The organism is Kosmotoga sp., assembly GCF_982836095.1.
On the sequence record NZ_CEYIHJ010000073.1, the window covers coordinates 1 to 8,658 of the forward strand.

The window sequence follows — 8,658 nt, forward strand, 5'->3', positions numbered from 1 at the left end:
CGGGGTTTCTTTTGAAGCCGCACCAGGAGAAATATTCGGGCTATTAGGTCCCAACGGTGCTGGAAAAACCACCACCCTCAGGCTAATTTCTACTCTTTTAAAGCCCAATTCCGGGGAAATAACCGTGTTTGGATTCGATACAGTGAAAAATGCAAGAGAAGTTCGGGAGCGCATAGGTTTTCTAACGAGCGACATGAAGCTGGCAGGCAACCTGTCACCACGTGAATTGATGTATTTTTTTGGTGACTTAAATCACATTGACCGAAAAACCGTTGGGAAAAGGATCGATACCCTTGCAAATTACCTTGATATGAACGACTTCCTTGATGAACGTATCAGCAAACTCTCAACCGGGATGAAGCAAAAGGCTTCAATAGCAGTGAGCATTATACATGATCCTCAGGTTATCGTTTTTGACGAACCCACCAATGGGCTTGATATAATAACCGCCAGAACAGTAACAGAAATCATTAAAGATTTCAAAGAACAGGGAAAGACAGTTATCATTTCCACACATGTGATGTCCGTCGCGGAGAAGCTGTGTGACAGGGTAGGCATCATATTGAAAGGAAAACTCGTGGAAATTGACTATTTAAAGTCATTATATAGCGAATATGGTTCGGAAGATTTAGAAGATATTTTCTTTGCCATAGCGGAAAAAGAGGGAGGGCTGGTTGATGCTTAAAGATTCAATAATCATTTTCAAAAAAGAGTTGAAGAGCTTGTTTAAAGATAGAAGAAGCATATTTTTTCTGATAATCCTTCCTCTGGTCTTGATGCCAGGCCTTTTTCTGACCATAGGCTATACAGCTTCCTCTCAGGAAAAGAAAGCCGCTGAAACTGTTTATAGAGTTGGATTTATCAATCTTCCAGACGAAAAATTCCCGGAGATACTCTCCAAAAGGCTGCTCTATGAAGGTTTTTATAAGAGTTTCAATGCTTCTGATTTCAATGAGGTCACAAGTTCCGATAGAACCGTGATAGTAGAATTCAACAAAAACGATGAGAAACTCACCGCAAAGATCTATTACAACTCCGTTTCCAACAAATCCAAATACGCTATGCAGGTTATCGTAAGCGCCCTAAATGCTTATGAAAAACTGTTATTATCAGATAAATTGCGTTCATACTCACTGACCCTTGACGACCTCAGGCTAATAGACATCTCCAGCGTTGATATGGCACCAAAAGAAGCTCAAGGAACAGATTTCCTTGCCGTTATGCTCCCATATATGATTCTCATATACATCTTCGCGGGTTCTATGAATATAGGGCTTGACACAACAGCGGGTGAAAAGGAAAGAGGAACATTATCTCCTATACTCGTAAACCAAGTGTCACGTACCTCAATAGCAACCGGAAAGGTATTTTATGTAATGACCGCAGGGCTTATAAATAGCGTTTCAACCTTTATTGGTCTAGTAATAGCGTTCTCGATCCTGGGAAGCATGCCTAACAGCGGTTTGTCGATGAATATTTCTGCTTTAACCCCGCTTAAATTGCTTTGTCTTCTGATTACTATCCTAACGGTTGCAGGGCTCGCTTCGGCCGTAATGGTACTGCTTGGAAGCCTTGCGAAAAGTATGAAAGAGGGCGGGGCTTATGTTATGCCCTTCTACATCGGTGCGGTTATAATGGGAGTTGCCACCATGCAGATGGACTCCCCAAAAAATCTGATAGTATCATTGATTCCAATACTCAATAGCGTATTCAACATGAAGGACATCATTACTTCACAGATTTCAACGCTGAGGTTTCTCCTCATGATACTGAGTAACTTGGCTGTCATGGCAATTGTAATATTCTTAACCGCCAGATTGTATAATTCCGAAAAAATTCTTGAAAGCAGTGAATAAGTTGTGGTTAAGTGTTTTTTTGCTGTGATATTATATAATATAAAACATAGGGCAACACAGAAGTTATGGGGAGAACGCCATGCAGAAACGGAGAAAATGGAAAAAATACCTAATCTGGTGCACAATAGCAGCTGCAATTATAGTCGCATGGTTATTCATTTTTCCCCAAAGAGATTTCTTAAACATTCCCAATGTTTTATCGAGAAGTTTTTTGCTTGCTGCTTTTGTCATAGCCTATTATTATATTATGAGCACAGACAGTCTATGGCTTATTATAGGTTGGGAATTATTTACCTACCGAATGCTGCTTGGCTTGCTTGAAGAATTTGTAAGAACACCGTCAATAGTAAGTGGCTATCTTTATCCGTTTTTAAGCATTGTTGGTATTGTTTTCGTAATCTGGGGATTGTCTCTTTTTTTAAAGAAGAAAGCTGTCAAAGAGAAAGAACAGCGCTTTCTTGAAAAAAAATTCAAAACCCTTTTTGAAAGCTCTAACGATGCAATCTTGATAGTCAAACTGAATAAAATTGTTGACTGCAATCCTAAGGCTATTCAGCTATTTAAATGTGATAGAAAACTTCTATCAGGAAAAGCTCTCGATGCCCTTTCTCCACCGGAGCAGCCAGATAGTTCGGGGCAACACGGTATCTTGAAAAAGCTCTATCTGGCTTACCAGGGGAAACCTCAGTCTTTCGAATGGTGCTTTTTACGTTGTGATGGCTCCACATTTGACGCTGAAATAAGCATGAATGAGTTCAGTGTGGATAAAGAAGCTTTCATCCAAATAACAGTCAAAGACGTTTCAGAGAGAAAAAATGTTAAAAAGAAACTTTTAGAAGAAAGACACAAGTACAAGGCGTTGTTCGATAACAAAAACGATGCCGTGATCATAAAAGACATAAGGACAGAGAAATTGGAGTTCAATGCAAAAGCCGCTGAAATGCTTGGTTACAACCTTGATGATGCACAAAACCTCGAGATTGATAAGATAATTCCTCATGATGAACTTGAAGATGCGCAAAAAAAGCTGGAGCTTCTTATGGAAAAAGGTCACCTTCCCATCTATGAAAGGACTCTCATTAAGCGAGATGGATCAAAAATCCCTGTCGAGATAAACCTTTCATTGGTGAAAGATAATGAAGGAGAACCTATCTACATTCAAAGCGTCATAAGGGACATCTCTCAAAGAAAGAAAGCCCTTGAACTGATCAAAGCTGAAAGGGACAAAGCAAAAAAATATTTCGACATTGCCAGGGTAATCATGGTTATTATAGATACCAGGGGTTATGTTCTCGACATCAACCGAAAGGGATGTTCAGTTTTGGAATGTGCAAGAGAGGAAATAATCGGCAAAAACTGGTTTGACAATTTCATTCCAGAAAGAATTCGCGACCATGTCAGGGAAATCTTTTCTTCTATCATTTCAGGGGATTTGGAACCTTATGAGTGTTTCGAAAATCCCATTTTGACAAGAAAAGGCAAAGAAAAACTCATTTCATGGCATAATACCTACCTGAAAGACGATGAAGGCAAAATCACTGGAGTGCTGAGTTCAGGCGAAGATATAACTGCACGCAGAAAATTTGAAGAAAAGCTTTTCGAAAATGAAGAGAAATTCCGTGCCTTGGTTAGTTCAATGGAAGATTTTGTATTCACCCTGGATAGAGATTTCAAAGTTACAGGGCTCTATGGACGCTGGATCGATGAATTTGGCATAAAGCCCTCTGAATATATAGGGAAAACTGCTTTGGAACTGTTTGGCAAGAGCGGAATATCTCATATAGAGATTAGCAAAAGGGTTCTGAAAAGTGAAACGAAGAAATACGAATGGTCCATGGTGCAAAATGGCAAACAACTCCATTTTCAAACAAAACTTCACCCTCTCTGTAATTCCAGTGGTGATATTATCGGAGTAGTTGGTATAACAAGAGACATTACACGGCTTAAAAAAGATAGAGATTTGCTTGAAAAATGGGTTAACTTCCATAATCACCTGCTGGAAATTCTAGCAAAAATTCTTCAAGGAGATTTTATTGAAAATCCTTTCGATGATTTATTACAGAGATGTATTCGTGCAATTCCGGGTGCCCAAGCCGGGAGCATTTTGCTGAAAGAAAATGGAATATATACGTATGTCGCCACAGTTGGCTATGATTTAGAAAAATTAAAGCATCTGCGGTTCAAACCCAATGAACTGATTCGCCCCGAAACGGACGAAGTAATTGTTATAAAAGATATTAAACAAGCCTATAATCTGGACAAAGAATTGTTAAATGTACTGCAAAAGGGTGTAAAACTCGATAAAATAAAGGCAACGCTTTCTATACCCGTTATTGTTAACAAAGAAATTAAGGCACTATTCAACCTGGATACTTTTGAATCCCCAGAGATTTTTGACAGTACGATCGTTGAAATGGCAGAGATTATGAGCAAGACTTTAGGCTTTCTATTAGAACGGCTTGAATCTGAGAAAAGGTTAAAAGAACAACAGAAAAAGCTGGCTTTTATCTCCACACATGATGCTTTGACCGGTCTCCCAAATCGAAGATTTCTGTTTGAACACGCTTCGCAGCAGCTCGCTTTGGCAAAAAGATACAACAATCCCCTGAGTGTACTGTACATGGACTTAAACGGTTTTAAAAAAGTCAACGATATTTTTGGGCATGAAATCGGGGATATTTTATTAAAACAAGTAGCTGACCGTATCAAAGCATCACTGCGAGAAAGCGATGTGGTAGCAAGGGTTGGTGGAGATGAATTTGTATTCCTTTTACCTGATACAGATACCGCCGGAGCAATTGAAACCGTAAAAAAGCTATTAATGAACCTGGAAAAACCTTTTGAAATATCAAATAAGACTTTGAAAATTTCCGCAAGTTTCGGCATTTCGATCTTTCCAACAAATGGCAATGATCTTAAAGAACTTCTCCGAAGAGGCGATGAAGCCATGTATCTGGCCAAAAAGAACCATGAGCCTTTTTACATTTCTGTGAAAAAGTGAACTGAATTCAAGTGCAAATCCTTTTATCTTGTGTCAAAAAATCATCTTTTCATCTTTTGAAGTAGAATAATCCATAGGAGGCGATGATGATGCGATTATTAGCTGTTGGGGTGTGCGAAACTGGTGGAAGAGTGCTAGCGATAGAAGAATTCGGTACATTGAGCCTTCCCGTAGTAGAACTGAGTTCCGGAGATCCGCGAGATGAATTGAAAACTTTTTTTCTCCGTTCTCTTGGCATAGAGGTGGAAATTGGCAGATTTTTCGCTGAAAAATACATAGAAAACAGCAACGAATTATTCCTGTATTATCTGATTTCCCCGTTACCACAATTAAAAGAAGCTAAAGGAGTGCAATGGGTCAAGGAAACAGAAGATAATCTCAAAAAGGTCGACCCTGCAAAAACCGGGGAACTGTTGTTAAAAAACGCTGCCAAAGAAATGTACAAGCTGCTTGATATATTGGAAAGAACCATCAACAGGTGTCCCTGGGGAGCAAAACAGACCGCTGAAGATGCTCTAAAAGAGCTTATCTCTGAAATAGAGGAATTCAAAGCAGAACTCTCCATGAAAAACCGATTAAAAGCCTCTTTTGAAGTGGGGGATATAGTTTACGATGCACTCTTGCTCAGTTGGCTTTTTGCACGTGATAACAATATAAACCCCGAAGATATTCTCAAGAAAGTCAACGATAAAATCTCAAAAAGAAAGCCCTGGCTTTTTTCAGAAAGAAAGATATCTTTAGAAGAGGCGGAAAAACTTTGGGAATACTACAAATCTCTCGAAAATTAAGCCTTTTTCACTTCTTCCAACACTTTATTATATTCTGGTTCACGAGCTGGATCTTCTGAAACCCAGGAATACGTTACGACTCCCCGTGAATCAATTACAAATACGCTTCTACGTGCAACGTTGTATCCCTCGACACCCGCAAAATCATTGTATAACCCGCAGTATGTGTTTGAAATCTCCCTTGTAATATCTGAAAGAAGTTCAAAAGTAATCATGTTTTGCTCTTTGAACGATTTGTTGGCAAATGGGCTATCAACACTGATGCCCAGCACAATTGCGTTGAGTTTTCCAAACATTGAAATGCTGTCCCTGAAAGCGCAAAGCTCTTTTTGACAAACACTTGTAAAAGCTCCGGGGTAAAAAAGCAACACTCTCTTTTTCCCTTGAAAATCAGATAACCTCACGGATTTGAAATCCGTATTTACAAGCGAGAAATCAGGAGCTTTATCTCCCATGTTTATCATGCGACATCCCTCCTCGGTAAACATTTAAATTATACCAGCTACATTTCAGTTTATTCAGAGCATTGAAACACTGTTCTTCATTGCTACTTTATCGTTAAACGTAGCTTTACTCATGTTATGTACAATCACATCAAGTGATTCATATGATATTTCTCGCTCTAGAAACTGGTTTGAACAGGCTAACAATCATTATCATTGAAAAGCAGATATTCGAATCCTAACGTCAAACAAGATCTCGCAAAAGCACAAGCCTTTCTTTTCTTCCCATTATTGGTTTAATAGTGCTAAAATTTATTTGTGTTCCTTTTCTATTTTTTCTAATTTTTCATGGGAGGTGGGAAATATGAAGCGTGTTGTAATGGTTCTTCTCGTACTTAGCTTTTCATTGCTCCTTATGGGAGCTGAAAAGATCGAATTGCTTTTCTGGACACATGAAGATCCCAACAGAACGGAGATTGAAAATAAGTACATTGAAGAATTTGAAGGAATGTACCCCAATGTAACCATCAAAAGGGTCACTTATCCTTCAAGAAAGATTCAAGAAACAGTTTTGACAGCATTTGCGGCTCATAAGGGGCCTGATATCTTTAACATGGAAATCAACGATGAGTACCCTTACATTGTCAATGGAAGAGTATCCCCTATCGATCCCGAGGCCGTTGGGTATGACAGCCTTCAGGCAATATACGATAACTATCTTGAAGGCGTGCTTGACCCTGTAACTTATGATGGCAAACTTTATGGATTGCCCCTGGAACTCACAAACTGGTGCATATTCATAAACAAAAAGTACTTCAAAGAAGTGGGGCTTGACCCAGAAAAGGATTATCCAAAGACCTGGGAAGAGATGGCAGACGTATCAGAGAAACTCGTTATAAGAAAAGGCGAAATTCTTTTGAGGCGTGGCTTTGACTTCCGTTATCCTTACTATTTGACTTTCCTCGTTCCCATGGTTGAACAACTTGGTGGCGCTCTGCTCAGCGAGGACGGCAAAACCGCTATTATCAACGATGAAGCTTGGTTAAAAGTGCTGGAATATTTCAAAGAATGGGGACCAAATGGGAGAAACCTTGGATCACCCACATACACAAATGCAAGGAAGCTCTTCAATAAAGACAACAACTCCGTTGCCATGTGCCTTACCGGGCTCTACCAAGAGGGCAGGATTAGAGCAGACAACCCAGAATTTTATGAAAGTGGCGAATGGATGGTTGTGCCTTTCCCGAGATTCAAAGATGCCGTAAACGATCTTGGAAGCGCTTATTACGGGCACTATTACATGGTAAATGCCGAAAGTTCAAAGGAAAAACAGTATTGGGCCTGGAAATTCATAGCCTTCATGTTAAGCCATCCAGAAGAGTACCTTCTCAAGGTCGGACTCATCCAGCCGCAGAAGGCTTTGCTTGAATCAGATATCTTCAAGAGCATCCCCTACTCCGATGTGTTCTTGAACGATATGGCAAAGTCCCATATTATAACCATTCATGAGAGAGCTCCAATGATGCAGGATCTTCTTAAAGAAGCCGTAGAATCTGTAATGCTCACAAATACCACACCAGCTTTTGCGTTGCATAGGCTTAAGACAAAGATGAACGAATTGCTTGAAGAATGGTGATTTTATCGAAGCGGACCCCTTTTGGGGTCTGCTTTTGCTTTTCGAAAACTGAGACCCAGTCAAGGAGCGTGAAAAAGTGGCGCGAAAAAGAAGAGTACATAGGGGAATTGAGAGAAAAAAAGCTATTTGGGGTTGGATTTTTGTTGCACCTTCTTTGTTGTTTTTTTCTTTATTCAGCTTTTATCCCATTGCCAACGCTTTCTATACCAGCCTTTTCAAGAAAGACCTTCTTTCACTAAGACCACCGAAATTTGTAGGTATTAAGCAATACACATACTTGTTGACTTCTCCTACTTTTTGGAACTCTGTCAAAGCGACAGCTATATTCACCCTTGGTACATTCATACCACTTGTGGTGTTTAGCCTTATTTTTGCAGCCTTTATCATGTCAAGAAAACGCTTTCAGAAGTTTTTCCAGATGGCATACTATTCCCCCGCGGTGTTGTCTTCGGTCGTTGCAGCGGCTATATGGTTGCTTATTCTCGATCCACGTGGTCTGGCAAACCAATTTGTGAATCTCCTGATGAACTCCCCCGGTGTTGATCATAAATGGCTGGCAAGTATTGGAATGGTAAGATTCTCAACCATTTTGGTCTATTTCTGGAAATATGTTGGCTATTTCACAATAATTTTCATCGCGGGTATGGCAAGTATTCCGAGAAGCCTTCACGAAGCTGCGAGAATAGATGGTGCTAATTCATGGCAAGCTTTTTGGAGAATAACATTCCCACTGATAAAACCCACAACTCTTTTAGTGTCCGTAGTTGCCATGATTCAGTGCCTAAAAACCTTCAGCACGCAGTACCTGTTCGTTCAATCTGGTGCCCCAAGGGGACCCATAGATGTCATCACTCTCAATATTTATTACACGGCTATCCGGGATCATCGAATAGGGCGGGCAAGTGCTATGAGCATTATACTCTTTGCTATCATG

At 39.9% G+C, this 8,658-nt stretch carries 7 protein-coding genes; 6 read left to right on the forward strand and 1 reads right to left on the reverse strand.

Annotated features, from left to right (window positions below; all coding sequences use genetic code 11):
- The 4 genes from AC3LHT_RS06125 to AC3LHT_RS06140 all read left to right on the forward strand — a co-directional run.
- On the forward strand, nt 1-685 hold a 685-nt coding region (locus AC3LHT_RS06125; RefSeq protein WP_488662285.1), incomplete at its 5' end, for an ABC transporter ATP-binding protein.
- Complete coding sequence (locus AC3LHT_RS06130; RefSeq protein ID WP_290645127.1) at nt 678-1,856, forward strand: ABC transporter permease; 1,179 nt, start codon at nt 678-680, stop codon at nt 1,854-1,856. The genes AC3LHT_RS06125 and AC3LHT_RS06130, both read left to right, overlap by 8 nt.
- A 79-nt stretch (nt 1,857-1,935) precedes the next feature.
- Nucleotides 1,936-4,857 carry a PAS domain S-box protein gene (locus AC3LHT_RS06135; RefSeq protein ID WP_488662286.1) on the forward strand — a complete coding sequence of 974 codons (2,922 nt, stop codon included), beginning with the start codon at nt 1,936-1,938 and terminating at the stop codon, nt 4,855-4,857.
- An 86-nt stretch (nt 4,858-4,943) separates the two neighbouring features.
- Nucleotides 4,944-5,645 (forward strand): MazG nucleotide pyrophosphohydrolase domain-containing protein, encoded by a 702-nt coding sequence (locus tag AC3LHT_RS06140; RefSeq protein WP_488662287.1) that lies wholly within the window; start codon nt 4,944-4,946, stop codon nt 5,643-5,645.
- Here the strand turns inward: AC3LHT_RS06140 and AC3LHT_RS06145 are convergent.
- A complete protein-coding gene (locus tag AC3LHT_RS06145) occupies nt 5,642-6,109 on the reverse strand; it encodes a peroxiredoxin (RefSeq protein ID WP_290645133.1) in 468 nt (155 codons plus the stop codon). The genes AC3LHT_RS06140 and AC3LHT_RS06145 overlap by 4 nt on opposite strands.
- Nucleotides 6,110-6,452: 343 nt before the next feature.
- Between AC3LHT_RS06145 and AC3LHT_RS06150 the strand changes: the two genes are divergently transcribed.
- Together AC3LHT_RS06150 and AC3LHT_RS06155 are read left to right on the forward strand one after the other, a co-directional pair.
- Nucleotides 6,453-7,724, forward strand: coding sequence for an extracellular solute-binding protein (locus AC3LHT_RS06150; protein WP_488662288.1), 1,272 nt, complete (start codon nt 6,453-6,455; stop codon nt 7,722-7,724).
- Between the two features lie 76 nt (nt 7,725-7,800).
- On the forward strand, nt 7,801-8,658 hold an 858-nt coding region (locus tag AC3LHT_RS06155; protein WP_488662289.1), incomplete at its 3' end, for a carbohydrate ABC transporter permease.